The 24,078-nt window shown below is 70.7% G+C and carries 20 protein-coding genes; 9 read left to right on the top strand and 11 right to left on the bottom strand.

Translation table 11 applies throughout. From position 1 onward, the window contains the following. Positions 1-81: 81 nt before the first annotated feature. Positions 82-1,158, bottom strand: a complete 1,077-nt coding sequence (gene queG / locus EDC50_RS02740) for a tRNA epoxyqueuosine(34) reductase QueG (RefSeq protein WP_123768924.1) — start codon at positions 1,156-1,158, stop codon at positions 82-84. 25 nt (positions 1,159-1,183) lie between these two features. Here queG and EDC50_RS02745 point away from each other — a divergent pair, with 25 nt between their 5' ends. From EDC50_RS02745 to EDC50_RS02770, 6 genes are all read left to right on the top strand, one after another. After that, positions 1,184-2,686 carry an NAD(P)H-hydrate dehydratase gene (locus EDC50_RS02745; protein ID WP_123768925.1) on the top strand — a complete coding sequence of 501 codons (1,503 nt, stop codon included), beginning with the start codon at positions 1,184-1,186 and terminating at the stop codon, positions 2,684-2,686. Further along, positions 2,683-3,165: a tRNA (adenosine(37)-N6)-threonylcarbamoyltransferase complex ATPase subunit type 1 TsaE gene (gene tsaE, locus EDC50_RS02750; protein ID WP_123768926.1), complete on the top strand. Its 483-nt coding sequence runs from the start codon at positions 2,683-2,685 to the stop codon at positions 3,163-3,165. Before EDC50_RS02745 ends, tsaE begins: the two co-directional genes overlap by 4 nt. A gap of 87 nt (positions 3,166-3,252) precedes the next feature. Continuing rightward, entirely contained in the window at positions 3,253-4,914 is a 1,662-nt protein-coding gene (locus EDC50_RS02755; protein ID WP_123768927.1) for an N-acetylmuramoyl-L-alanine amidase, read from the top strand. A 423-nt stretch (positions 4,915-5,337) separates the two neighbouring features. After that, complete coding sequence (mutL, locus tag EDC50_RS02760) at positions 5,338-7,164, top strand: DNA mismatch repair endonuclease MutL (RefSeq protein WP_123768928.1); 1,827 nt, start codon at positions 5,338-5,340, stop codon at positions 7,162-7,164. Positions 7,165-7,169: 5 nt separating this feature from the next. Then, positions 7,170-8,108 carry a DUF1684 domain-containing protein gene (locus EDC50_RS02765; RefSeq protein ID WP_123769609.1) on the top strand — a complete coding sequence of 313 codons (939 nt, stop codon included), beginning with the start codon at positions 7,170-7,172 and terminating at the stop codon, positions 8,106-8,108. A 31-nt stretch (positions 8,109-8,139) separates the two neighbouring features. Then, the gene (locus EDC50_RS02770) at positions 8,140-9,114 is read left to right on the top strand and encodes a TraB/GumN family protein (protein WP_123768929.1); all 975 of its coding nucleotides are present in this window, start codon (positions 8,140-8,142) and stop codon (positions 9,112-9,114) included. Between the two features lie 190 nt (positions 9,115-9,304). Here EDC50_RS02770 and rnfB read toward each other — a convergent pair whose 3' ends face one another. From rnfB to EDC50_RS02800, 6 genes are all read right to left on the bottom strand, one after another. Beyond that, positions 9,305-9,718, bottom strand: a complete 414-nt coding sequence (rnfB, locus tag EDC50_RS02775; RefSeq protein ID WP_123768930.1) for an Rnf electron transport complex subunit RnfB — start codon at positions 9,716-9,718, stop codon at positions 9,305-9,307. After that, positions 9,715-10,305, bottom strand: coding sequence for an HAD family hydrolase (locus tag EDC50_RS02780; protein ID WP_123768931.1), 591 nt, complete (start codon positions 10,303-10,305; stop codon positions 9,715-9,717). Before EDC50_RS02780 ends, rnfB begins: the two co-directional genes overlap by 4 nt. A gap of 125 nt (positions 10,306-10,430) precedes the next feature. Continuing rightward, positions 10,431-12,491 carry a methionine--tRNA ligase gene (metG, locus tag EDC50_RS02785; RefSeq protein ID WP_123768932.1) on the bottom strand — a complete coding sequence of 687 codons (2,061 nt, stop codon included), beginning with the start codon at positions 12,489-12,491 and terminating at the stop codon, positions 10,431-10,433. A gap of 126 nt (positions 12,492-12,617) precedes the next feature. Then, positions 12,618-13,058 (bottom strand): DUF2147 domain-containing protein, encoded by a 441-nt coding sequence (locus EDC50_RS02790; RefSeq protein ID WP_123768933.1) that lies wholly within the window; start codon positions 13,056-13,058, stop codon positions 12,618-12,620. Positions 13,059-13,177: 119 nt separating this feature from the next. Further along, a complete protein-coding gene (locus tag EDC50_RS02795) occupies positions 13,178-15,214 on the bottom strand; it encodes an alpha/beta hydrolase family protein (protein WP_123768934.1) in 2,037 nt (678 codons plus the stop codon). Between the two features lie 100 nt (positions 15,215-15,314). Further along, entirely contained in the window at positions 15,315-18,308 is a 2,994-nt protein-coding gene (locus tag EDC50_RS02800; protein ID WP_199742058.1) for a TonB-dependent receptor plug domain-containing protein, read from the bottom strand. Positions 18,309-18,479: 171 nt separating this feature from the next. On the opposite strand from EDC50_RS02800, the gene apbC reads away from it, so the two are divergent. The 3 genes from apbC (at position 18,480) to EDC50_RS02815 (ending at position 20,935) form a co-directional block, all read left to right on the top strand. Then, on the top strand, positions 18,480-19,544 hold the full coding sequence (gene apbC, locus EDC50_RS02805; RefSeq protein ID WP_277872340.1) for an iron-sulfur cluster carrier protein ApbC: 1,065 nt from the start codon (positions 18,480-18,482) through the stop codon (positions 19,542-19,544). Positions 19,545-19,765: 221 nt separating this feature from the next. Then, positions 19,766-20,335 carry a dCTP deaminase gene (dcd, locus tag EDC50_RS02810; protein ID WP_123768935.1) on the top strand — a complete coding sequence of 190 codons (570 nt, stop codon included), beginning with the start codon at positions 19,766-19,768 and terminating at the stop codon, positions 20,333-20,335. A gap of 102 nt (positions 20,336-20,437) precedes the next feature. Next, on the top strand, positions 20,438-20,935 hold the full coding sequence (locus EDC50_RS02815; RefSeq protein ID WP_123768936.1) for an RDD family protein: 498 nt from the start codon (positions 20,438-20,440) through the stop codon (positions 20,933-20,935). Positions 20,936-21,010: 75 nt separating this feature from the next. On the opposite strand, the gene pcp is transcribed toward EDC50_RS02815, so the two are convergent. From pcp to EDC50_RS02835, 4 genes are read right to left on the bottom strand one after another with little or no spacing between them, the layout of a single operon-like run. Beyond that, positions 21,011-21,670: a pyroglutamyl-peptidase I gene (gene pcp / locus EDC50_RS02820; protein ID WP_123768937.1), complete on the bottom strand. Its 660-nt coding sequence runs from the start codon at positions 21,668-21,670 to the stop codon at positions 21,011-21,013. After that, positions 21,667-22,620, bottom strand: coding sequence for a DUF979 domain-containing protein (locus EDC50_RS02825; protein WP_123768938.1), 954 nt, complete (start codon positions 22,618-22,620; stop codon positions 21,667-21,669). Before EDC50_RS02825 ends, pcp begins: the two co-directional genes overlap by 4 nt. 7 nt (positions 22,621-22,627) lie before the next feature. Beyond that, the gene (locus EDC50_RS02830; protein ID WP_123768939.1) at positions 22,628-23,314 is read right to left on the bottom strand and encodes a DUF969 domain-containing protein; all 687 of its coding nucleotides are present in this window, start codon (positions 23,312-23,314) and stop codon (positions 22,628-22,630) included. Beyond that, on the bottom strand, positions 23,311-24,066 hold the full coding sequence (locus EDC50_RS02835) for a 5-oxoprolinase subunit PxpA (RefSeq protein ID WP_123768940.1): 756 nt from the start codon (positions 24,064-24,066) through the stop codon (positions 23,311-23,313). Before EDC50_RS02835 ends, EDC50_RS02830 begins: the two co-directional genes overlap by 4 nt. Positions 24,067-24,078: the final 12 nt, after the last annotated feature.

Consider the following 24,078-nt stretch of genomic DNA (forward strand, 5'->3'; position numbering starts at 1 on the left):
GGCCGGGCAGTCCGAGTGTTCGGGAATGGCGAACGGTAAGCTGGTGCGGACGCGCCTCGAGCTAGGCAAAGCCGCGATAGATCACCCGGCCCCGTGCCGCCGCAGCGCCCACTCGACGTGCTCGCGTACCAGCGGCGAAGGATGTGCGGCGCGCGAACGCAGCGCGGCGACCACCTCCGGCGTGCTCGGCGCGTTGCCCAGGGCGACGGCGATGTTGCGCAACCAGCGCTCGTAGCCGCTGCGGCGGATCGCCGAACCCTCGGTGCGCTGCAGGAACTCCTCCTCGCTCCAGGCGAACAGCTGCGCCAGCGACGCCCTGTCGAGGTCGTTGCGGGCGCGGAAATCCGGCTCGTCGGTGCGTTGGGCGAATTTGTTCCAGGGGCAGACCAGCTGGCAATCGTCGCAGCCGAAGATGCGGTTGCCGATCGGCGCGCGCAGCTCTTCCGGGATCGGCCCTGCGTGCTCGATGGTGAGGTAGGCGATGCAGCGGCGCGCGTCGAGCCGGTACGGCGCGACGATGGCCCGGGTCGGGCAGACATCGATGCAGCGGCGGCAGGTGCCGCAGTGCGCGGTCGCCGGCGCGTCCACCGGCAGCGGCAGGTCGACGTAGATCTCGCCGAGGAAGAAGAACGAGCCGCCGTCCCGGTCGATCAGGCAGGTGTTCTTGCCGATCCAGCCCAGCCCGGCGTTGCGCGCCAGCGCGCGCTCCAGCACCGGCGCCGAATCGACGAACACGCGGTGGCCGAACGGGCCGACCTCCTCGGCGATGCGGTCCGCCAGCCGCTGCAGGCGCTGGCGCATCAGCTTGTGGTAGTCGCGGCCGAGCGCGTAGCGGGCGACGTAGGCGCGCTCGCCGTCTTCCAGCGTGGCCCAGGCCTCGTCGGCGTCGCGGCCGTAGTCGAGGCCGACCGAGATCACCCGGATCGTGCCCGGATGCAGCGCCTGCGGACGCGCGCGCAGGTCGCCGTGGCGCGCCATCCATTCCATCGAGCCGTACAGCCCCTGCGCCAGCCAGTCGCGCAGGTGCGCCTCGTCCTCGCCCAGTTCGACGCCGGCGATGCCGCAGCGCTGGAAGCCGAACTCGGCGGCGAGCGCGCGGATGCGCCGCGCCAGGGCGGCGTGGTCGGGAGTCGGGGCGGAAGCGGCGGCGGGGTTCACGAGGCCTCAAGTATAGAATCCGCCCATGTCCGCCCCGACCGAGCCGTTCGCTTCCGCGCTCTACGATGCCGCCGCGCTGCGCCGGATCGAGGCCTGGGCGGAGGCCGCCTACGGCGACGCGTTCGAACTGATGCGCCGCGCCGGCCGGGCGGCCTGGCAGGAACTGCTGCGGCACTGGCCGCAGGCGCAGCGCATCGTGGTGGCCTGCGGGCCCGGCAACAACGGCGGCGACGGCTGCGTGCTGGCGCGGCATGCGCAGGAATCCGGCCGGCAGGTGGCCGTGGTGCACGCGCCGGGGCTCGCGCCGCGCGGCGAGCTGGCCCGGCGCGCCGCGCGCGAGTTCGTCGCCGCCGGCGGGGACATCCGCGAGTTCGCCGGCGCCCTGGAGGCGGCCGACGTCGTCGTCGATGCGGTGTTCGGCATCGGCCTGGACCGGACGCCGGATGCGGCGGCGCAGGCGTTGCTCGCCGCGATCAATGCCCAAGGGGCGCCGGTCCTGGCGCTGGACGCGCCCAGCGGGGTCGACGCCCAGCGCGGCTGTGCCTATCCGGGCGCGGTGGCCGCCACCCGCACGCTCGAGTTCATCGCGCCCAAGGCGGGCCTGCGCACCGGCGCGGCGCTGGACCACGCCGGCGTGTGCGCGCTGGCGCCGCTGACGCTGCCGGGCGAGGCCTTCGCCGGCGTCGCGCCCTGCGCCGAGCGGCTGAGCGCGCTGGACCTGCCGCGTTGGCTGGGCCCGCGCCGGCGCGACAGCCACAAGGGCGCGCACGGCCGCGTGCTGTGCATCGGCGGCGACCACGGCAGCGGCGGCGCGATCGCGCTGTGCGCGGAGGCCGCGCTGCGCTGCGGCGCCGGCCTGGTCGAGGTCGCCACGCGCGAGCGCCACGTCGCCGCGCTGCTGGCGCGCCTGCCCGAGGCGATGGTCGACGCCGTCGAGGACGCCGACGCGCTGGCCGACAGACTCGCGCGCGCCGGCATGGTCGCGCTGGGCCCCGGCCTGGGGCGCGCGCGCTGGGGCGAGGCGCTGTTCGCGCGCGCCCTGGCCAGCGGCCGGCCGCTGCTGCTCGACGCGGATGCGTTGAACCTGCTCGCCGCGCGGCCGCTGGCGCTGCCGGCCGACACGGTGCTCACCCCGCACCCGGGCGAGGCCGCGCGCCTGCTCGGCAGCGACACGGCGCAGGTGCAGCGCGATCGCTTCGGCGCCGCGCGCGCGCTGTGCGAGCGCTACGCCTGCGTGGTCGTGCTGAAGGGCGCCGGCACCGTGGTGGCGGCGCCGCACGAAATGGCGCGGGTGATCGCCGCGGGCAACCCGGGCATGGCCACCGGCGGCATGGGCGACGTGCTCAGCGGCGCGATCGCGGCGCTGCGCGCGCAGGGCCTGGCCGCGTTCGATGCCGCCGCGTGCGGGGCGCTGCTGCACGCGGTCGCCGGCGACGGCGCCGCGCACGCGGGCGGCGAGCGTGGCCTGCTGCCGAGCGACCTGATGCCGTGGCTGCGCCGTTTCGCCAATCCGGAGATGCCGCGATGAACCCCCGCACCTTGCATCTGCGCGATGCCGACGCGACCGACGCGCTCGGCGCCGCGCTCGCACGCACCCGGCCGCCCCGCGCCGTGGTGCACCTGCGCGGCGATCTCGGCGCAGGCAAGTCGACCCTGGCGCGCGCGTTGCTGCGGGCGCTGGGCGTGCGCGGCGCGATCCGCAGCCCGACCTACACGTTGGTCGAGCGCTATCCGCTCGGCGACGGCGGCGAGGCCTGGCACCTGGACCTGTACCGGATCGCCGATCCCGGCGAGCTGGAATTCCTCGGCCTGGACGGCGACGAAGCGCGGCTGTGGCTGGTCGAGTGGCCCGAGCGCGGCGCCGGCCTGCTGCCCGCGCCGGACCTGCGGATCGAGTTGGCGATCGACGGCGCCGGTCGCAGCGCCGTGCTGCAGCCGGCTACGGCCACGGGCCGGGCCTGGCTCGAGCGGCTGGGGGAGACCCGGGAAGTTGCGGCCGATTCCTGAACCGATCCGCAGGAAGTCGCTCCAGGCCTCGGATTCGTAAGGAAAAAGCGCTTGCAAATTCCTTGGCGCGGTGCTTGACTACCGCGCATGCGCGTCAATGCCGCCACCGTTCAGAAATGTCTGCTCGGCATCGCGCTGCTCGCGGCGTTGCTTTGGAACCTGGCGCATGCGGCTGAAATCAAGCACTTGCAGCTGAGCAGCGGGGCCACCGGCACCCGTGCCGAGCTGCTCCTGGGCGCCGACGCGGAGTACCGGGTGCTCAGCCTGAAAGGGCCGGACAGGCTGGTGGTGGATCTGCCGGCCTCGACGGTCGCCAAGGGATTCCGCGCGCCGGCAGGTGCCGGCGTGGTCAAGTCGGTGCGTACCGGCCAGCCCGAGCCGGGCACCGCGCGCATCGTGTTCGACCTGGCCCAGCCCGTCGCCGTGCTCAAACCGCGCATCGAACCCGGCGCGAACGGGCCCAAGCTGGTGCTGGAATGGCCGGGCGACGGCGAGGGCGCCTCCGCCGCGGCCGCGAACGCGGCGAAGCCGCCGGTGCCGGCGGCGCAGAGTCCCGCCATCGAAGCGCCCGCTCCGGCGGTCGCCACCGCGCCGGCCCCCGCGCCGCCGCCGGTCGACCCGGCCGCCGCTTCCGCCGCGACCACGCGGCTGATTTCCGAGATCGTCGCCCGCAACGAGCGCGAGGCGGCCCAGGCCGCGGCGGCGGCCGCGCCGCCACCGGCAAACGCCGCCGCGGTCCCGGCAGCGCCGTCCGCCGCCGTGCCCGCGGCGAGTTCGACGGCCCCGAATGCCGCGGCGGCGAGCGCACAGGCGCCGGTGGCGACCACGGTCGCGACCGGCATTCCCACCCGCATCGCCACCGGCGTGCCGACCCGCGTCGCGACCGGCAGCCCCATGCCGGCGCCGGCCACGGCGGCCGCCGACACGCCGCCGCCGACCGCCGCCGCGCCGGTCAAGACGCTGAAGGACGTGATGCGCGGGCGCGGCATGCGGCCGCTGGTCATCGCGATCGACGCCGGCCACGGCGGCCAGGACCCGGGCGCGATCGGCCCTTCCGGCAAGCGCGAGAAGGACGTGACCCTGGCGATCGCGCGCGAGCTGGCGCGCCAGGTCAACGCCACGCCCGGCCTCAAGGCGTACCTGACCCGCGACACCGACGTGTTCATCCCGTTGAACCGGCGCGCGCAACTGGCCCGCCAGGCCAAGGCCGACATGTTCATCTCGATCCACGCCGACGCGGCCGAGAACCGCAACGCGCGCGGCTCGTCGGTGTACGTGCTCTCGCTGAAGGGGGCCTCGTCGCAGCGCGCGCGCTGGCTGGCGGACAAGGAGAACGCCTCCGACCTGATCGGCGGCGTGCGCCTGCAGGAAACCAACAGCACCCTGGCCTCGGTGCTGCTCGACCTGACCCAGAGCGGGCACATGAAGGCTTCCGAGGACGCGGCCGAACACGTGCTCGACGGGCTCAAGCGCGTCGGGCGCAACCACAAGCCGAACATCGAGCGCGCCAACTTCGCCGTGCTGCGCACCTCGGACATGCCGGCGATGCTGGTCGAGACCGCCTTCATCTCCAATCCGGACGAAGAGAAGCGCCTGACCGACCCGGCGCACCAGCGCGCGCTGGCCGCGGCGGTGCTGGACGGCATCGACACCTACTTCACCCGGCAGCCGCCGCCCGGCACGCTGTACGCGGCCCGCTCCGAAGCGCAGTACGCCGCCGCCGCCGGCGCGGGCGGCGGCAGCCCGTAACCCTCTCCGACGCCGCAGCTCTCGTCTCGCCTGGCGACTCCCGCGAGCGGAGCGGCGCTTCGGCCCTTCGCTCGCGGCGGCCGCGACTTGCGCCCGGCCGTCCCGCGCAGCGGAACGATCCAGCCCTGCCAGGACACGGGCATGCCGCCGGCAAGGCGGTTCATCGGCGCTCGCGATGGGCGCATCGAGCGCGGCCGCCGATCGAATCCAGGCTCCCACCGCAGGTCGCACGGCTTCTCCCGCTGGAAGCGGCGCAACATCCCGCGGCCGTTCCGGCGCGTGCGTAGCACCGCCGCACCGGCTCGCGTCCATGGCGGCGTGGCGATCGCTGCCGCCGTCCTTCTCCGCAGCCGGGAGTCGGGGCGCGGCGACTCGGCTATCATCCCCGCATCCCCCGACTCCGCACTCCGCGCCGCCCAGGCCGTGACCATCCGCCAGCTTCCCGACACCCTCGTCAACCAGATCGCCGCCGGCGAAGTCATCGAACGCCCGGCGTCGGTGGTGAAGGAACTGGTCGAGAACGCGCTCGACGCCGGCGCGCGGCGCATCGACATCGACCTGGAGGAGGGCGGCGTGCGCCTGATCCGGGTGCGCGACGACGGCGGCGGCATCGAGCCGGACGAACTGCCGCTGGCGGTATCGCGCCACGCGACCAGCAAGATCGCCTCGCTCGACGACCTCGAAGGCGTGGCCACGCTCGGTTTCCGCGGCGAGGCGTTGCCGTCGATCGCCTCGGTCAGCCGCTTCGCGCTGATCTCGCGCCGCGCCGGCGGCGGGCACGCGGCGATGCTCGAGGTGGACGGCGGCCGCGTCGGTACGGTGGTGCCGAAGGCGCATCCGCCGGGCACCACGGTCGAGGTGCGCGACCTGTTCTTCAACGTGCCGGCGCGGCGCAAGTTCCTGAAAGCCGAGCGCACCGAGCTCGGCCACATCGAGGAATGGCTGCGCCAGCTGGCCTTGGCCCGGCCCGACGTCGAGCTGCGCGTGTCGCACAACGGCAAGCCGTCGCGGCGCTGGAAGGGCGAGGGCGATCTGCTCTCGGAAGTGCGCCTGCACGAGGCCCTGGGCGAGGAGTTCGCGCGCAACGCGCTGCGCGTCGACCACCACGGCCCGGCGCCCGCCGCCGGTGCCGCGCAGGGGCTGCGCCTGCACGGCTGGATCGCGCAACCCAGCTACAACCGCGCCAGCGCCGACCAGCAGTACCTGTACGTCAACGGCCGGGCGGTGCGCGACCGCAGCATCGCGCATGCGGTCAAGCAGGCCTATGCCGACGTGCTGTTCCACGGCCGCCAACCGGCCTACGTGCTGTTCCTCGAGCTCGACCCGCGCCGCGTCGACGTCAACGTGCACCCGGCCAAGCACGAGGTGCGCTTCCGCGACGCGCGGCTGATCCACGATTTCGTCTACCGAACCCTGGAGCAGGCGCTGGCCGAGACCCGCGCCGGCGCCGCGGTCGGCGTCGCCGCGCCGGCGCAGGCGCCGATGCAGGCCGTCGCCGGCGCTGCCTCCGCAGCCGCGCCGGCGTACCGCTGGGGCGCGCCGCAGGCGCCGCTCGGGCTGCAGGTCGCCGAGGCGCGCGCCGGCTATGCCGCGCTGTACGGTCCGGCGGCGGTCGCGGCCGCGCCGCAGCCCACGCCGGCGTTGCCGGCGAACGAGGACCCGAGCCTGCCGCCGCTGGGCTACGCGATCGCCCAGCTGCACGGCATCTACATCCTGGCCGAGAGCGCCGACGGCCTGATCGTGGTCGACATGCACGCCGCGCATGAGCGCATCCAGTACGAGAAGCTCAAGGCCGCGCACGACGGCGAGGGTTTGCGCAGCCAGCCGCTGCTGGTGCCGGCGACATTGGCGGTGTCCGAGCGCGAGGCCGAGGCCGCCGAGCGCGAGGCGGACACGCTGGCCGCGCTCGGCTTCGAGGTCACCCGCAGCGGCCCGCAGTCGCTGACCCTGCGCAGCGTGCCGGCGTTGCTCGCCCATGGCGACGTCGAGGCGCTGCTGCGCGACGTGCTCGCCGACCTGCGCGAGCACGGCGAATCGCGCCGGGTCGCCGCGGCCCGGGACGAGCTGCTGGCGACCATGGCCTGCCACGGCGCGGTGCGTGCGAACCGCCGTCTCACTTTGCCCGAGATGAACGCCTTGCTGCGCGAGATGGAGGCGACCGAACGTTCCGGGCAGTGCAATCATGGGCGCCCGACCTGGGCGCGATTCAGCCTGGCGGAGATCGACCGCTGGTTCCTGCGGGGGCGTTGATGACCATGAGGACTGCGTGGCTGGCGTTGGCCTTGGCGCTGGTTCTGGGCGCGTGCGGCGGGGAGCGCGGGGCGAACGGCGCCGCGGGTGCGCCGGCGGCGCCGGCCGACGCCGAGTTCCAGCGCGAATTGCGCCTGTGGCGCGAGCAGCGCCTGGCCGACCTGACCCGGGCCGACGGCTGGACCAGCCTGGTCGGCCTGCACTGGATCGACCCCGGCGCGCACTACATCGGCAGCGGCCGCCGCAACGGCATCCGCCTGGCGGCGGGGCCGGAGCATTTCGGCATGATCGACCTGAAGAGCGGACGCCTGCGCTTCGTGCCCGAACGCGGCGTCGCGATCACCCTCGACGGCGAACCGCTGCGCGGCGAGGCGATCCTGCGCGCCGACGACGCACCGACCGGGCCGAGCGTGCTCGGCTTCGACGACGGCAAGGGCCAGGCGATGGTGATCAAGCGCGGCGACCGCTACGCGCTGCGGGTCAAGCATGCCGATGCGCCCACCCGCACCGGCTTCCGCGGCCTGGAATACTGGCCGGCCTCGCGCGACTGGCGCGTCGAGGCGCGTTTCGTGCCGCACCCGCCCGGCAAGACCCTGCCGATCGCCAACATCGTCGGCACCGTCGACGAGGTGCCGAACCCGGGCGCGCTCGAGTTCCAGCGCGACGGCAGGACCTATCGGCTCGAAGCGCTGGACGAAGGCGATGACCGGCTGTTCCTGGTGTTCGCCGACCGCACCAGCGGCCATGGCAGCTACCCGGCGGGGCGCTTCCTCGACGCGCCGCTGCCGGGCCCCACCGGCCGCGTCGTGCTCGACTTCAACCAGGCCTACAATCCGCCGTGCGCGTTCACGCCGTTCGCCACCTGCCCGCTGCCGCCGCCGGAGAACCGGCTCGACCTGGCGGTGGCCGCCGGCGAGAAGACCTACGCGCATTCCGCCCCTTGACCGCTCCGACCCGAAACCAGGACCCGACCCGATGCTGCGATTGAAGACGCTATGCGCGCTGCTGCTGGCCCTGGCCGGCCTGGGGTCGGTGGCGCTGGCGGTGGAGCAGGGCGCGGCCGCGCCGCCGGGCGCGCCGGCGGCGTCGCCGCCGAAGCCGCTGCTGTGGAAGGTGTCCGACGCCGACAACGCGATCTACCTGCTCGGCTCGTTCCACCTGCTCAAGCCGGAGGACTATCCGCTCTCGCCCGACATCGATGCGGCCTTCACCGAGGCGTCCAAGGTCGTGTTCGAGGTGCCGCCGGAACAGATGCTGGACCCGGCGACCGGACAGAAATTCCTCGCCGCCGCCGGCTATGCCGACGGCCGCAGCCTGAGCCAAGTGCTGCCGGCGGACCTGCGCGAGAAGTTCGCCCGCATCCTGGCCCAGCGCGGCGCCACCCTCGCGCAGTTCGACGGCTACGAGCCCTGGTTCGTGAACCTCTCGCTGCTGATCGGCGTGTCGCAGCAGATGGGCTTCCGCGCCGAGCAGGGACTGGACCAGTTCCTGATGCAGCAGGCGCTGGCGGCGAAGAAGCCGACCGCGGGCCTGGAGACGATCGACGACCAGTTGCGCGTGCTCGACGCCTCGCCGATGGAGGAGCAGATCGCCGGCCTGCGCGAGTTCCTCGACAAGCCGCTGGAAATGCCCGGCAAGCTGGCCGAGCTGCACGGAGCCTGGCGCGAGGGGGACGTCGCCAGGCTCGACGCGCTCAGCCGCGAGGAGATGCGCGGCAAGACGCCGCAGACCTACCGCCTGGTCAACGTCGAGCGCAACGACGCATGGTTGCCGCAGTTGCAGCGCATGCTCGACGGGGTCGCGGGCGAGCAGGCGCTGGTGGTGGTGGGCGCGCTGCACCTGCTCGGCGAGGACGGCCTGGTCGAGAAGCTGCGCGGCAAGGGCTACGCCGTCGAGCGGATTTGTTCCGCCTGCGCGCCGGCGGCGAACGACGCGCAGTTCGCGCGCTAGCGCTTTCGCCTTGCCTTTGACCGCCCGGTGCCGTGCGTAGCGGCGCTTGGTGGTGCGCCGCACCTTCGCTCCACGGGCGCTTTTGGGGTTCCGCTCGCTAAGTGAACGGCGGAAGCCTTCGCCCCTGCCGAAACGAGCGAACGCGGCGCCGCCGTGCGTTCCGTTCCCCCGGTTCGACGGCGCCGGAGCGCTACGGCGCCACCAGCACGATGCAGTCGACCGGGCATGCCGGCACGCACAGCTCGCAGCCGGTGCACAACGGCTCGATCACCGTGTGCATGTGCTTGGCGCCGCCGACGATCGCGTCCACCGGGCAGGCCTGGATGCACTTGGTGCAGCCGATGCAGTCGGCCTCGACGATCAGCGCGACCTGCGGCGGCTTGTGCTCGCCGCGGCCGCGGTCGTAGGGGCGGGGCGCCACGCCCAGCGCCTTGGCCAGCGCGCGCGCGCCGGCATCGCCGCCGGGCGGGCAGCGGTCGACGTCGGCCTCGCCGCGCGCCATCGCCTCGGCGTACGGCCGGCAGCCGGCGAAGCCGCACTGGCCGCACTGGGTCTGCGGCAGCAGGCGATCGAGGCGTTCGACGAGGTCTGCGGGGTCGTTCATCGGATGCGCTTGCCGGCGTACCAGCGCTCGTGCGCCCGCGCCAGCATCGGCTTGTCCTCGCGGCTGTCGCCGTAGGCATGGATGCGTTCGTAGCGCGACAGATCGTAGCGCGCGCGGATTTCCTGCGCCTTGTGCGGGCCGATGTCGCGTTCCAGATAGCGGCCGGTCAGGCGGTCGCCGCTGCTTTCGAGGCGGTTGCAGATCAACGACAGGCCATGCCGTTCGCACCAGGGCCGCAGGTACAGGTCCAGCGAGCCGGAAATCAGCGCGACGTCATGGCCCTGCGGCTGGTGCCATTCGATCCGCTTCATCATTTCCGGGCGCAGCATCGCCGGCAGCAGGTCGCGCGCATAGGGCTCGCCATGAGCGGCGATCTCGGCGACGTCGCGGCCGGCGAAGGTCAGCCGGGTGACGCGCGCGCGGATGTCGCGCGCGGAGACGACCCCGGTCCGGTAGCCCAACAGCCACGGGGCGACCTTCCACTTCGCCGCCGCCAACTGCTCCGGCGTCGCTACCCGGCGCAGGAAGCGCGAGTAGGTGTCGCAGGTGGTGACGGTGTGGTCGAAGTCGAAGAAGGCGATCTGCATGAAGGTTTCGCTTGCGCCCCTTGGAAAAGGGGGCAGGCGTCCGCGCACCGGACGACGGGGGACTTGCGTGAACGTGCCGGAGAGCAAATCCCCTCGGTCCCCTTTTGCAAAGGGGGAAGAAAGCATCAGCGCACCGGCATGCCCGGCTGCGCGCCGGCGTCGGCGTCGAGCAGGAACAGGCTGCCGCCGTCGAAGCCGGCCGAGAGGATCATGCCCTCGCTGACGCCGAAGCGCATCTTGCGCGGCGCCAGGTTGGCGATGAACACGACGTTGCGGCCGACCAGCTTTTCCGGCTCGGCGTAGGACGCGCGGATGCCGGAGAAGATCTGCCGCTTGCCCAGCTCGCCGGCGTCGAGTTCGAAGCGCAGCAGCTTGTCGGAACCCTCGACGAACCCGCAGGCCAGCACCTTGCCCACGCGCAGGTCGAGCTTGGCGAAATCGTCGATGCCGACGTAGGCGGGGGCTTCGGCAGCGGGCTGCGAGGGCTTTGCGGTTTCCGCCTGGGCGGAAGCGGTGGGCGCGGCGTCGGTGGGCTTCAGCGATTCCTTGGAGGCGTCGATCATCTTCTCGATCAGCTTGGGGTCGATGCGGGTGAACAGGGGCGCGTAGGGCTGGATGCGGTGGCCGAGCAGCGGCGCCGCCAGGTCATCCCAGCGCGTCACCGGCGCGGCCAGGAACGCCTCCGCCTGAGCGCTGGTGCGCGGCAGCACCGGCTTGAGCGCGGCGGCGAGCACGCGGAACAGGTTCAGCCCCTGCGTACACACCGCCTGCAGTTGCGCGTCCGCGCCGTCCTGTTTGGCCAGCACCCACGGCTTGTGCTCGTCGATGTACTTGTTGGCCTCGTCAGCCAGCGTCATTGCCAGGCGCACCGCAGTCGCCGCTTCGTTGCGCGCATAGGCCTGCGCGATCGGCGCCAGTTGCTCGACGAAGCGCGCGTACATCGCCGGCTCGGGCAGCTGCGCGGCTAGTTCGCCGCCGAAGCGCTTGTCGATGAAGCCGGCGCAGCGGCTGGCCAGGTTGACGAACTTGCCGACGATGTCGGCATTCACGCGGGCGACGAAATCGGCCAGGTTGAGGTCGAGGTCGTCGACGCCGCCGCCGGTCTTGGTCGCGAAGTAGTAGCGCAGCGCCTCCGGATCGAGGCCGGCGTCCAGGTAGGTGCGCGCCATCACGAAGGTGCCGCGCGACTTCGACATCTTGGCGCCGTCGACGGTCAGGTAGCCGTTGACGTGCAGCCGGGTCGGCACGCGGAAGCCGGCGCCGTGCAGCACCGCCGGCCAGAACAGGCCGTGGAAGTTGACGATGTCCTTGCCGATGAAGTGGTGCAGCTCGGCCGGGCTGTCGGGCTCCAGGTAGGAGGCGAAATCCAGGCCCTCGCGCTCGCACAGGGCCTGGAAGCTCGACAGGTAGCCGATCGGCGCGTCCAGCCAGACGTACAGGTACTTGCCCGGATGGCCGGGAATCTCGAAGCCGAAATAGGGCGCGTCGCGCGAGATGTCCCAGGCGCGCAGGCCGCCCTCCGCGTCCAGCCATTCCTGCAGCTTGGCCTTGACCCCCGGCACGGCGACGTCGCCGGCCAGCCACTCGCGCAGGAAGGCCTCGAACCGGCCCAGCTCGAAGAAGAAGTGCTCCGACTCGCGCAGTTCCGGCGGCGCGCCGCTGATCGCCGAGCGCGGCTCCTTCAACTCGGTCGGCGCGTAGGTGGCGCCGCAGACCTCGCAGTTGTCGCCATACTGGTCGGCGCTGCCGCAGTTGGGGCAGATGCCCTTGACGTAGCGGTCGGGCAGGAACATGCCCTTGACCGGGTCGTACAGCTGCGCGACCGAACGCCGGGCGATGTGGCCGTTGCGCTCCAGCCGACGGTAGAACTCCTCGGTCAGGGCGCGATTGCGCGCCGAGTGGGTCGAGTCGTAGTGGTCGAAGGCGATGCCGAAGTCGGCGAAGTCGCGCTCGTGGCCGGCCTGGATGCCGGCGATGAAGGCCTCGGGCGTGGTGCCGGCCTTCTCCGCGGCGAGCATGATCGGCGTGCCGTGGGTGTCGTCGGCGCAGACGTACCAGGTGCGGTGCCCGGCCATGCGCTGCGCGCGGCACCAGATGTCGGCCTGGGTGTAGCCGACCAGATGGCCGAGGTGCAGGGGGCCGTTGGCGTAGGGCAGGGCGCAGGTGACGACGAGCTCGCGGGACATGGGCGGCAGGGGAGAAAAAGGATCGGAATTATCGCATGCCGGCCGAGGCGCTCCGCCCGGAGGCGGGCCAGAAACACGAACGCCCCGGAACCGGGGCGTCGTATCCGCGCGGCCTGCGGCCGGACGTCAGTCGCGGCGGACCCAGGTCTGGGTCCGGCCGAGCAGGGAGAAACCGAGGAAGCCGCGCACCTCGAGCTTCTTGCCGTCCTCGATCGGCCGCACCTTGACCGAATAGACCTTGCCGCTGGCCGGGTCGAGGATCTGCCCGCCCTCCCAGCTGTCGCCCTTCTGCCGGACGCCCCACAGGATCACCATGCCCTTGACCGGCTTGCCCTTGCGCTCGCCGGTGCACTTGTCGCAGACCGGGTTCGGGCCGCGGTCCGACTGCAGGATCTCGGCGACCCGCCCGGCCAGCGTGCCGTCCTTGGCCTGGTAGATCTCGACCACGGACTTCGGCTTCTGGGTCTTGTCGTCGATCGTGGTCCAGCTGCCGACCGGACTGGCGCCCTGGGCGAAGGCGGCGAGCGGCAGGGCCAGCAACAGCAGGGCGAGTAGTTTCGTGCGCATGCGTTTCCTCTCCCGGGTGGATGAATGCCAGCGGGGCCTGCGTGTTATACCGCATTCGAGACGGGCCGCGTGGCGCATCGCAGCAGATCCCCGGTGCTTGCCCATGAACCAGTCAGGCATTACAGGCCCTTGCCGCCGCAGCCTTCGCGCAGGTAGTCGTCGATCAGCCGCAACTGCGTGGCGAATATCTCTCGCGTCCACGCAGGGCCGTGGCCATAGTCGGCGATCACGTGGAATTCCACCGGGCGCCCGGCGCTCTTGGCCTTGTCGACGAACCACTCCGACTGCTCCAGCGGCACAGTCTGATCCCGATCGCCGTGGAAGACCATCAACGGAATCTTCGTTTCCGCGGCAAGGGAGAGTGGACTTAGCCCCTTGACAGTATGGGCCTGCGCTTGCCGGAAGAAGGGATTCATGTAGAACCTTGCCCAGATCCGGTCAATGTCGGAGACGCCAGCACCTGCAATCGAACACTTGTAGAGATCATGCGGCCGGACGGAGGCGGCGAACGCCGCATAGCCGCCATACGAGAAGCCGAACATGGCAATTCGCCCTCTCTGCGCGATGCCCTGATCGATCAACCATCGGGCGCCGTCATCCTTGTCGTCCTGCATCTTCTGCCCCCATTCCTGGTCGCCGGCGAGCCAGAGCTTGCGGCCCCAGCCTTGCGATCCACGGAACTGCGGGCGCAGCACCGCCATGCAACGCGAGGCGAGCATGGGCGTCCACATCGATTCGTCGAAGGACATCGAGTCGCGGGCCCAAGGCCCGCCGTGCGGGTGCACGACGGCCGGCCACGGCCCCGGGCCGCAAAGTTCCGGGTTCGGGCGTGTCAGGAAGGCGGGAATGTCGAGTCCGTCGCGGGCCTTGTAGTGCACGAGCGCGGTCGTTCCGAGCGCGCGTGCATCGAGCTTGGGATAAGCGCGTGCCAGCAGGCTCAGGCTTCCGTTATGGAAAAGATGGTACTCGGGAGGGGTGGACGGGCCGTCGACGCGGATCAGGACGGTGGAGAGGTCCGGCGTGCGACCGATTATCGTGTAGTCCCTTTCGGCGGGGTAGCGTACTTCGACGCGTTGTCCCGTCGCAGGATCGACGAGTTCGACATCTTGCTGGGGAATGCGCAACGCTTGCCTGAGGCCAGCATCGAGCGCCCGCATTGCAGGGTCCGTCCATTGGACATCGTCTCCACGAGGCCCTTGGTAGACGACACCGATGAGCTTTCCGAGAGCACGGTCCGGCGCGTCCCGAAAACGATTGACGATGACATCGGCAGCATCGAAGAACTTATGCTCGAACAGAACTTCCTTCCGGGTGCGGCTCGGAATGTCGTATTCGAGGATGACGGCCTTGTCGCGGCCCTCATTGCTCAGGATGAATGCCGTATTGGGGTCTTCCGCGAAGCCTATCAAGGAAGTGACATCGCGGTTTTTGACGTGGGACCGGAAGTGCTCCTCCCAGTTGCCCGTGGCCGGATTGCGGAACTCGGCGGCGACGAACGCGCCCTGGCCGTCCACGTCGAGCTTGAGCCGGGCCCGAAGGTTGCCCGCCGCATCGGTCACATACCCGGAGACGTTCTCTTCGGAGCGCTGGATGCGCTCCGACTTGAAGGTGCGGACGTTGACCTTGTAAACGTCGCCTGATTCGCTGCCGACGTTGTTCACGACCAGGATGTGGTCGGGATCGTTGGGCAGAGAATCCAGCACCGTGGGACTGGTCCTTGCCTGCGCCAGCTGTTCGTCGCGACTGGCGGCGCGAGGCAAGGGAAGCGGGTCGTTCCACTTCTCGCCTTTCAAGTCGGTAATGACCAGTTTCGAGATGAACGTCTTGGTGACGCGATCCAGTCGCAGGTCATAGGGTTGCCACAGGTTCACCGCCAGGAGATCGTTCTTGATGAACGAGACGGCGGAGAACTTCATCTTTTGCGTGCCGATGATGGTCGGGGCTTGATCTAGTGCATCGGATCGCCATACCGCAATGACACGGTCCTCGCCGCGAGCCAGCAATGCGGCGACGTGCTTGCCGTCGGGTGAGAGCGTGAAACTCGAGTACTCGGGAAACGCGGCGAGCTGTTCTATGGTCGGGCGGGCTGGTGTGGTGGCGGCAAAGGACAGGATAGGTGCTGCGGCGAGCACCAAAGCCGTGATGATGCGATTCATGCGTCCGTTCCGTCTTTTCGTATGCGCGTGTCTGGCCAGCGGTTTCGCTGTATGCCAAGAAAGAGGCCACCGCCCGAAGGCGGTGGCCTGCTGAAAGGCGTCAGAACGACTTCGTTACGTTGACGAAGAACGTCCGGCCGAAGTAGTCGTAGCCGCTGTACAACAAGGCATTGCCGACCGTGTTGTAAATGCCTTGCGAGATCGTCGGCGGCTCCTTGTCGAACATGTTGCGGACGCCGGCCGTGACCGACCACTTGTCGCCGTTGTACTGCGCCGACACGCTCGAGAGGAAATAGTTCGGCGTGTAGATCTTGTACATCGACGTGCTCGGATTGAAGTCCAGGCCGGGATTCTCACGCGCGTAGTAGTCGTAGCTCGACATCCCGTCGATCCACTCCAGGCCGTAGCGCAGGCGCCAGTTCTTGACGGTGTACGACAGATCGAGGGTGCCGGTGTACTCCGGGCGCTGCAGCATGCCGTTGTAGTCGATCAACGGATCGTCCTGGAAGACCTTGCTGGACTGCTCCAGGAAGCGGGTCAGGAGCAATGTGGCACGGAATTCGCCCGGTCCGATGTCGCGTACGTAGCGGGTGGTGAAATCCAGGCCGCGGACGATGTCGGTCGAGATGTTGACGTAGCCGTTCAACACCGTCAGCTGGTTCGATCCGGGGTCGCGCGAAACGAGTCGGCAGAAGCCGGCGTCTTCAGCGAAGTCATTCCCCCCATAGCACAGCGACAGGATGTTCGCCGCACCCGCGCGGTCGACTCCGTTCTCGACCTCGATGTCGTAGTAGTCGACGGCAAAAGACAGGTCGCCGAAATTGTTGGAGAACTCCGGTTGGAACACCAGTCCGACGGTGAAGTTCTTCGAGGTCTCGGCCGACAGTCCGGTTTCGGCGCCGCCCAGCGTCACGACTTCAACCGATGTGGTCGCCGAGAAGTCCGGGGGCAGGCCCTCGGCGGCGCAGTTGACGTAGGTCGGCGTGTTCGGCTCGCGCTCCCCGTACTCGTTGCATGGATCGTTGGAACTGGCGAGGAAGCCGGTGGTCGCGCCCAGGAACTGTTCGAACAGCGCGGGTGCGCGGTACGAGGTGCCGTACGACGCTCGCAACGACATCCAACTCACCGGCGTCCACAGGGCGCCGATCTTGTATGTGGTGTCGCTGCCATAGGAGTCGTAATCCGTGTAGCGCCCGGATACGTTGAACGTGAGCTCTTCCGCGCCCCGCACTCCGGACAGCAGCGGGAATTCGACCTCCCCGTACACTTCCATGACCGAGTCCTTGCCGCGGGTGGGCGTGGACGAAGTCAGGTTGTAGAGATTGCTGTTGATCGAGTGGATGTTGGGCGTGTCGTCGATCTTCGCCTCGCGCCACTCCACGCCGAACGCACCTTGGACCGTGCCGCCGATCGGCATGTCGAACAGCGGGCCGTTCACATTGAAGTTGGCCGTGGTCTCCTCGTACAGCGTATTGCCGGTGACCGGCACGAAGACCCAGTCCTTCCAAGCGGACGGCATATCGCCGGCGATGGTGGCGGTGGTCAGCGCCGGAGCGGCGACGCAGCCGTTCGCGGCGTTGCGGCAGACGAAACCGCCGGCGCCATCCGACACCACGTCCAGGCTTTGCGCGAGCCGATCCGTCAGGAACGATTCGAAGGTGTAGTCCGCATCCGAGCGGGACTTCATCAGGCCGAACTCGTAGTTCCAGGAGGAGCCCAGCTTGCCGCGAATGCCTGCCAGTGCGCGCCAGAATTCGACGTCCTGCTTGCTGTGGTCGTTGCCGAAGCCGATGAAGGCGCGAACACCGACGTTCCGGCCGTTGGTCAGCTCGCTCGGTGCGGGGGAGAATACCGAGGTGGACAGGTTGGCGGGAATCAGCGGGCTGCCCACGGCGTAGTCGAGGCTCAGCTGACGGTAGCCGGTCTGGGACGACTTGCGCTTGTTGCCGAGCACCTCGTAGAAGACCTCGGCATCGCCCAGGGCGCCGATGTCGAATCCGCCCTGCAGATAGCCGGTATGGACAGTCACCGGCGAAATCAGCGATTCGTTCAGCATGTCGGGGTCGAACGTGTCGCGGCTGTCGTAGCTGACACCTTCGAAGCCGACCAGGCCCGTGGTGACCGCGGAATTGGGCCGCCAACGGTTGAAGCGCGTGCCGGTGGCGCCCGGACCGGCGACGCCGGTGCGAGTATTGGTGCCGATCGTGTTGATCGTGACGCCGCCCGCGTCGAGGTGCCAGCACTTCGGCCGGCCGGTCATCGGATCGATGTAGTCGCCGCTGCCCCAATAGTCACCAGCCTCGATGTCGCGCCACATCGTGGTCGGGCACCCTCCGGCCCAGTCGCGATCGCCGATGGTGAGTTCGTTGCGGCGGTAGTATTCGTACGACCCGGAAATGTGGGAGTTGTCCCCGGTCGAACCGAACATGATCGAGTAACGGCTGGAGTCGCCGCCACCGCCCTCGGTCGCGTTGTGTTGCGCCTCCATGGTGACGCCGTCGGCACGCTTGCGGGTGATGATGTTCACGACGCCTGCGACCGCGTCCGATCCGTAGATCGACGATGCGCCGTCCTTCAGGACCTCGATGCGATCGATCATGGAGTTGGGCAGCACGTTCAAGTCGGCGGAACCGACCGATCCGCGCGACCCCGCCGGAGATACGCGGCGGCCGTTGAGCAGAATGAGCGTCCGAGTTGCCCCCAGGCCGCGCAGCGACAAGGTGTTGGCGCCGGGTCCACCATCGGTGACATAGCCGCCGTAGGCATTGTTGATCTGCGAGGAACCGGCGGTCACGCTGGTGCTTTGCAGTACGCCGGTGGTCGAATCGAAGCCGGCAAGGGTCGTTTCCTCGCGCGTGATGACTTGCACGGGCGAAACCGAATTGAACACGTCCCTGCCGATGCGCGAGCCGGTGACGGTGACCGTATCCAGATCTTTCGCCTGGGACTGCTGTGTTTCTGCTGCCGGTTCCGCTTGTCCGGATTGCGTGCTGCTCGAATCCTGTGCGGCTGCCGTGATCGGCATCAGAAACGCGGTGAGGAGTGCTGCGCTCAAACGATTGCGCCGCAGGCGGCGCATGTGCGTTGCTGCCATCTAGAATCCCCCAAGTTGGCTTCGTTGCGGACAGAAGAAAAAGCAAGAGGCCCGGTCCCTGGGCCATGATGTGTCTGGTGTCAATCCCCCTTGACGGCCCGAACGTAACACGGAATTAACAGAGGTGAAAAGGCGTGACAACAATCGCCAAATCTGGCAAAGGCGGCTCGCGTGAGTGAGGCATTGCAGGCACGGGTGGCGGCGCTCGAGGCTCCGGAGCTCGGCGTTTCCCTGACCGAAGCCGGTGCCCGGATCAGGGCGGCCGTCAGCGACGGCCGCGCCGCGATCGAGGTGGTCCTGGGCTTCCCGGGCGACTGGCTGCGGCCCTGGCTGCAGGCGCAAGCCGAGCGGGCCGCCGCGGCCGAGGGCGCCTCCCTGGCGCGGCTGGAGCTGCATTCGCGTATCGCCGCGCATGCGGTGCAGCCGAACCTGACGCCGCTGCCGGCGGCGCGCAATCTGATCGCGGTCGGCTCGGGCAAGGGCGGCGTGGGCAAGTCGACGACCGCGGTGAACCTCGCCCTGGCGCTGGCGGCGGACGGCGCGCGCGTGGGCGTGCTCGACGCCGACATCTACGGGCCGAGCGTGCCGACCATGCTCGGTCTGGGCGGGCGCCCGGACAGCCCCGACGGCAAGACCATCGAGCCGATGCGCGCGCACGGCGTGGAGGCGATGTCGATCGGCCTGCTGGTCGAGCAGGACACGCCGATGATCTGGCGCGGGCCGATGGCGACCTCGGCGCTCACCCAACTGCTGAACGAGACGCGCTGGGGAGATCTGGACTACCTGGTCGTCGACCTGCCGCCCGGCACCGGCGACATCCAGCTGACGCTGGCGCAGAAGATCCCTGTCGCCGGCGCGGTGATCGTGACCACGCCGCAGGACGTGGCCACGCTGGACGCGCGCAAGGCGCTGAAGATGTTCGAGAAGGTGCAGGTGCCGGTGCTCGGCCTGGTCGAGAACATGGCGGTGCACGTGTGCTCCAACTGCGGCCATGCCGAGCACGTGTTCGGCGAAGGCGGCGGCCAGCGCATGGCCGCGCAGTACGGGGTGCCGTTGCTCGGCAGCCTGCCGCTGGAGATCGCGATCCGCGAGCAGGGCGACGCCGGCGTGCCGGTGGTCGCCGCCGCGCCGGACAGCGCCGCGGCGCGCGCCTACCGGAATACGGCGCGGCGGCTGGCGGTCGAGCTCGCGCGGCGGCCGCAGGTGGCCAGGCCGCTGGCGGTCACGCTGCGCTGACGCCGCCGAAGCGGTCGCGCGCCGGACGCGCGATCCGCGGGACCGGCGCGGCGGCCACGGCGCGATGGCGGAGGCAGGCAGGCGACGGACGTGGAGCGACGCGGGCCGGCCCGGCCGCGCCTGGGCTGGCCGGTCCGCCTGCCACGTGGGACACGGCGGCCCGGCCGTCCGGCGCCGAATCCGCTTAGAATCGCCGCTTCCCATTGCCCCGACGCCGCCGCATGAGCATCAAGTCCGACCGATGGATCCGCCGCATGGCCGAACGGCACGGCATGATCGAGCCGTTCGAGCCCGGCCAGGTCAAGACCGCCGCCGACGGCCACCGCATCGTCAGCTACGGCACCTCGAGCTACGGCTACGACGTGCGCTGCTCGCGCGAGTTCAAGGTGTTCACCAACATCAACTCGACCATCGTCGACCCGAAGAACTTCGACAGCGGCAGCTTCGTCGACATCGAGTCGGACGTGTGCATCATCCCGCCGAACAGTTTCGCGCTGGCGCGCACGGTCGAGTACTTCCGCATCCCGCGCGACGTGCTGGTGGTGTGCCTGGGCAAGAGCACCTACGCGCGTTGCGGCATCATCGTCAACGTCACGCCGCTGGAACCGGAGTGGGAAGGCCACGTGACCCTGGAGTTCAGCAACACCACGCCGCTGCCGGCGAAGATCTACGCCGGCGAGGGCGTGGCGCAGATGCTGTTCTTCCAGTCGGACGAGGTGTGCGAAACCTCGTACAAGGACCGCGGCGGCAAGTACCAGGGCCAGACCGGGGTGACGCTGCCGCGCACCTGAGCTTCGCGCGCCGCAGCCGGGGGCCGGCGGCGCGGAAGGAAGGCGAGGGGGAATTCGCCAACGGCCCTCGAATCCGAGCCACACAACCTTGGGGAGAAGCGAATGGAACAGCAAAACCCGTACCAGAGCCCGCAGACGCAGGTGCAGGACTACAGCGGCGACCTGCGGCTCGCCGGGCGCGGCAAGCGTCTCGGGGCCGCATTGCTGGATGCGGTGATCGCCATCGTCGTCATGCTGCCGATCATGTTCGCCGGCGGCTACTTCGCGACGATGTCGGACGGCGGGCCGGGGATCGGCGTGCAGTTGCTTTGGGGCGTGGTGGGCCTGGCGGTGTTCTTCGCCATCCAGTACGTGCCGCTGAAGAACAGCGGGCAGACCTGGGGCAAGAAGATCGTCGGCATCAGGATCGTCGACATGGAGGGCCGCCAGCCCGACCTGGGCGTGCTGCTCGGGCGCCGTTACCTGTTCGCCAACGGCATCGGCCTGGTGCCGCTCGTCGGCGGGCTGATCAGCCTGGTCAACGTGCTCTTCATCTTCCGCTCCGACCGCCGCTGCCTGCACGACGTGGTGGCGGATACGCAGGTCGTCGAAGCGGACTGACGCGGGGCCCGCGGCAGGCGCGAACGCGGGCCGGGCCTTGGGGTCCGGCCCGCGTTCGTTCAAGCCGGTGGCGAGTCAGTGCTCCGCGCCCGCGGCGAACCGGTGGTCCGCGCCGGTGGTCAGGGCCACGTCCAGCGCCAGCCGCAGGCCCTGCACGACGGTTTCGATCGGCAGGCTCGGCGCGCCCGGATGGCGCGCGGCCTGCGCCGGCGCGTAGGGGATGTGGACGAAGCCGCCGCGCACGCCGGGGCGCTCGCGCAGGGCGTGCATCAGGCCGTAGAACACGTGGTTGCAGACGTAGGTGCCGGCGGTCTGCGAGATCTCCGCGGGAACGCCGGCCGCGCGCAGCCCCGCCAGCATCGCCTTGATCGGCAGGCCGGTGAAATAGGCGGTGGGGCCGCCCGCGATCACCGGCGTGTCCACCGGCTGCGCGCCGGCATTGTCGGGGATGCGCGCGTCGTCCACGTTGATCGCGACGCGCTCCAGCGAGAGCTGCGCGCGCCCGCCGGCCTGGCCCACGCACAGGACCAGCGCCGGCCGCAGTTCGTCCAGCGCGGCCCACAGCGCCCGCAACGAAGCGCCGAACTCCACCGGCAGGCAGCGCGCCACGGCCCGGTGCCCGGCGATGCGCTCGCCGTCGAGCGCGCGCACCGCATCCCAGCTCGGGTTCACGCTTTCGCCGCCGAACGGGGCGAAGCCGGTCAGCAGCACGACGGGTTCGGCGAAGGCGCTCATCGGAACGCGAACCAGTACATCAGCAGCACGTTGCACAGCAGCAGGAGCGCGCCGGTGAGCCATTGCGCGCGGATCACCCCGTACGGGTCCTCGAGCTCCAGCAGCGCCGCCGGCACCAGGTTGAAGTTGGCCGCCATCGGCGTCATCAGCGTGCCGCAGTAGCCCGAGAGCATGCCGATCGCCGCCAGCGCCGCCGGCTCGGCGCCGTGCTGGCGCACCAGCAGGGGCAGGGCGATGCCGGCGGTCATCACCGGGAAGGCGGCGAAGGCGTTGCCCATGATGACGGTGAACAGCGCCATGCCCAGTGCGTAGGCGAGCACCACCGCGAACGGGTTCTCGACCGGGATCAGCGCCCGCACCACGCCGGCCACCGCCTGGCCGACGCCGCCCGCCTCGAACACGCTGCCGAGCGTGGCCAGCAGCAGCGGCAGCAGCGCGGCCCAGCCGATCGCGTCGACCAGGCGCCGCGACTGCTCGACCGCGCTCCACGGCGTCTGCCGGGTCAGCCGGCACGCGGCGGCGAGCGCGACCAGACAGGCGAGCGCCAGCGACACCAGGGTGACGTTGGCCGGATCCAGCAGCGGCGTGCCGCCGATGCGCAGGTGCTGGAGCCCGAGCGCCCCCAGCAGCGTCACCGCCGGGATCAGCAAGGCCGGCCGGAACAGCCGGTTGCCCAGGCGCCGCGCTTCGCTGCGCTTCTCCTCGGCGCCGCTTTCGTCGTAGCGGCCCATGCGCAGCCCGCCGAAACCGGCCAGCGCCGCGAGCAGCACCACCGCCGCGCCGACCAGGCGCGCCGGCAGCTGCTCGGCCGCGAACAGCAGCGCCGCGAGCAGTCCCCAAAACAGCGCGGTGGTGTGGCGCCGCGGGTTGCCGCGGTCGCGCAGGCCGCGCCAGGCCAGCGCCGCCAGGTAGGCGCCGAGCAGCCAGTAGACGAAGGCCAGCCCGATCACGCGCGGCTCACCCTTCGCGCCCGGCGGCTCGCGCCCGCGCCAGCCGGCGTTCGAACCGGAATACCCGGACCGCGTGGATCAGGAACGCGCAGATCGCGGTGGGGATGCCCCACAGCGCGATCTGCAGCGGCTCCAGGCGAATGCCGTGCTCGACGAAGAAGCCCTGGATCAGCAGCACCGCCCCGAACGCGATGAACACGTCCTCGCCGAAGAACAGGCCGACGTTGTCGGTGCCGGCGGCCATCGCGCGGATGCGCTGGCGCGCGGCGTCGTCGAGCGCGCCGTGGCGCAGTTCGGCCGCGGCCTCGGCCATCGGCGCGAGCAGCGGGCGCACGGTCTGCGGGTGCCCGCCGAGGCTGGTCAGCCCGAGCGACGCGGCCAGCTGGCGCATCGCCAGGTAGGCGACGAGCAGGCGGCCCAGGGTCGCCCCGCGCAGCCGCGCGACCCAGCGCTGCGCGTGTTCCTTCAGGCCGTGGCGTTCGAGCAGGCCGATCACCGGCAAAGTCAGCAGGAACAGCAACAGGTAGCGCTTCTCGGTGAAGGCGCGGCCGAGGATGTCGAGCACCTCGAGCGGCGACAGCCGCGCCGCCAGCCCGGTGACGAAGCCGGCGACCACCACCACCAGCGCCGGATTGAGCCGCAGCACGAAGCCGACGACGACCGCAGCGACCCCGAGCAACGGCCAGTAGTTCATGGCGCCGCTCCGAACGGCCTGACCGCCACGCCTTCGGCGTCCAGCGCCGCGCGCAGGGCGCGGGCGAACGCGGCGGCGTCGGGGCGGTCGCCGTGCAGGCACAACGTGTCGGCCCGCAGCGCGACCAGGCCGCCGTCGCCGGCGACGACCTCGCCGCGCGCGGCCAGGCGCCGGGCCTGCGCGATCGCCGCGTCCAGCGATTCCAGCACCGCGCCCGGCGCGCCCCGCGGGAGCAGGCGGCCGCGCCGGTCGTAGCCGCGCTCGGCGAACACCTCGTGCGCCACGCGCAGCCCGCGCGCCTCGCCGGCCTCGGCCAGGGCCGAGCCGGAAAGCGCGTACAGCGCGAGCGCCGGGTCGAACCCGGCGACCGCCGCGGCGATCGCGTCGGCGACGGCGCGGTCGTCGGCGGCCAGGTTGTACAGCGCGCCGTGCGGCTTGACGTGGGCCAGGCGCACGCCTTCCTCGTTCGCGACGGCCGCGAGCCGGGCGAGCTGGCGCCGCACCGCCGCGGCGATTTCCGCCGGCGGCAACGCCAGCGCGCGGCGGCCGAAGTGCGCGCGGTCCTCGAACGAGGGATGGGCGCCGGCGGCGACGCCGTGCGCGCGGCACAGGCGCAGGGTCGCGCGCATCGTCGCCTCGTCGCCGGCATGGCCGCCGCAGGCGATGCTCGCCGAGCTGATCGACGGCACGATCGCCGCATCGTCGCCGCAGCCTTCGCCGAGATCGCAGTTGAAGTCGATGCGCTTGTCCACGGCGGCCGCCCG

This window comes from Vulcaniibacterium tengchongense, from assembly GCF_003814555.1.
GTDB lineage: Bacteria > Pseudomonadota > Gammaproteobacteria > Xanthomonadales > Xanthomonadaceae > Vulcaniibacterium > Vulcaniibacterium tengchongense.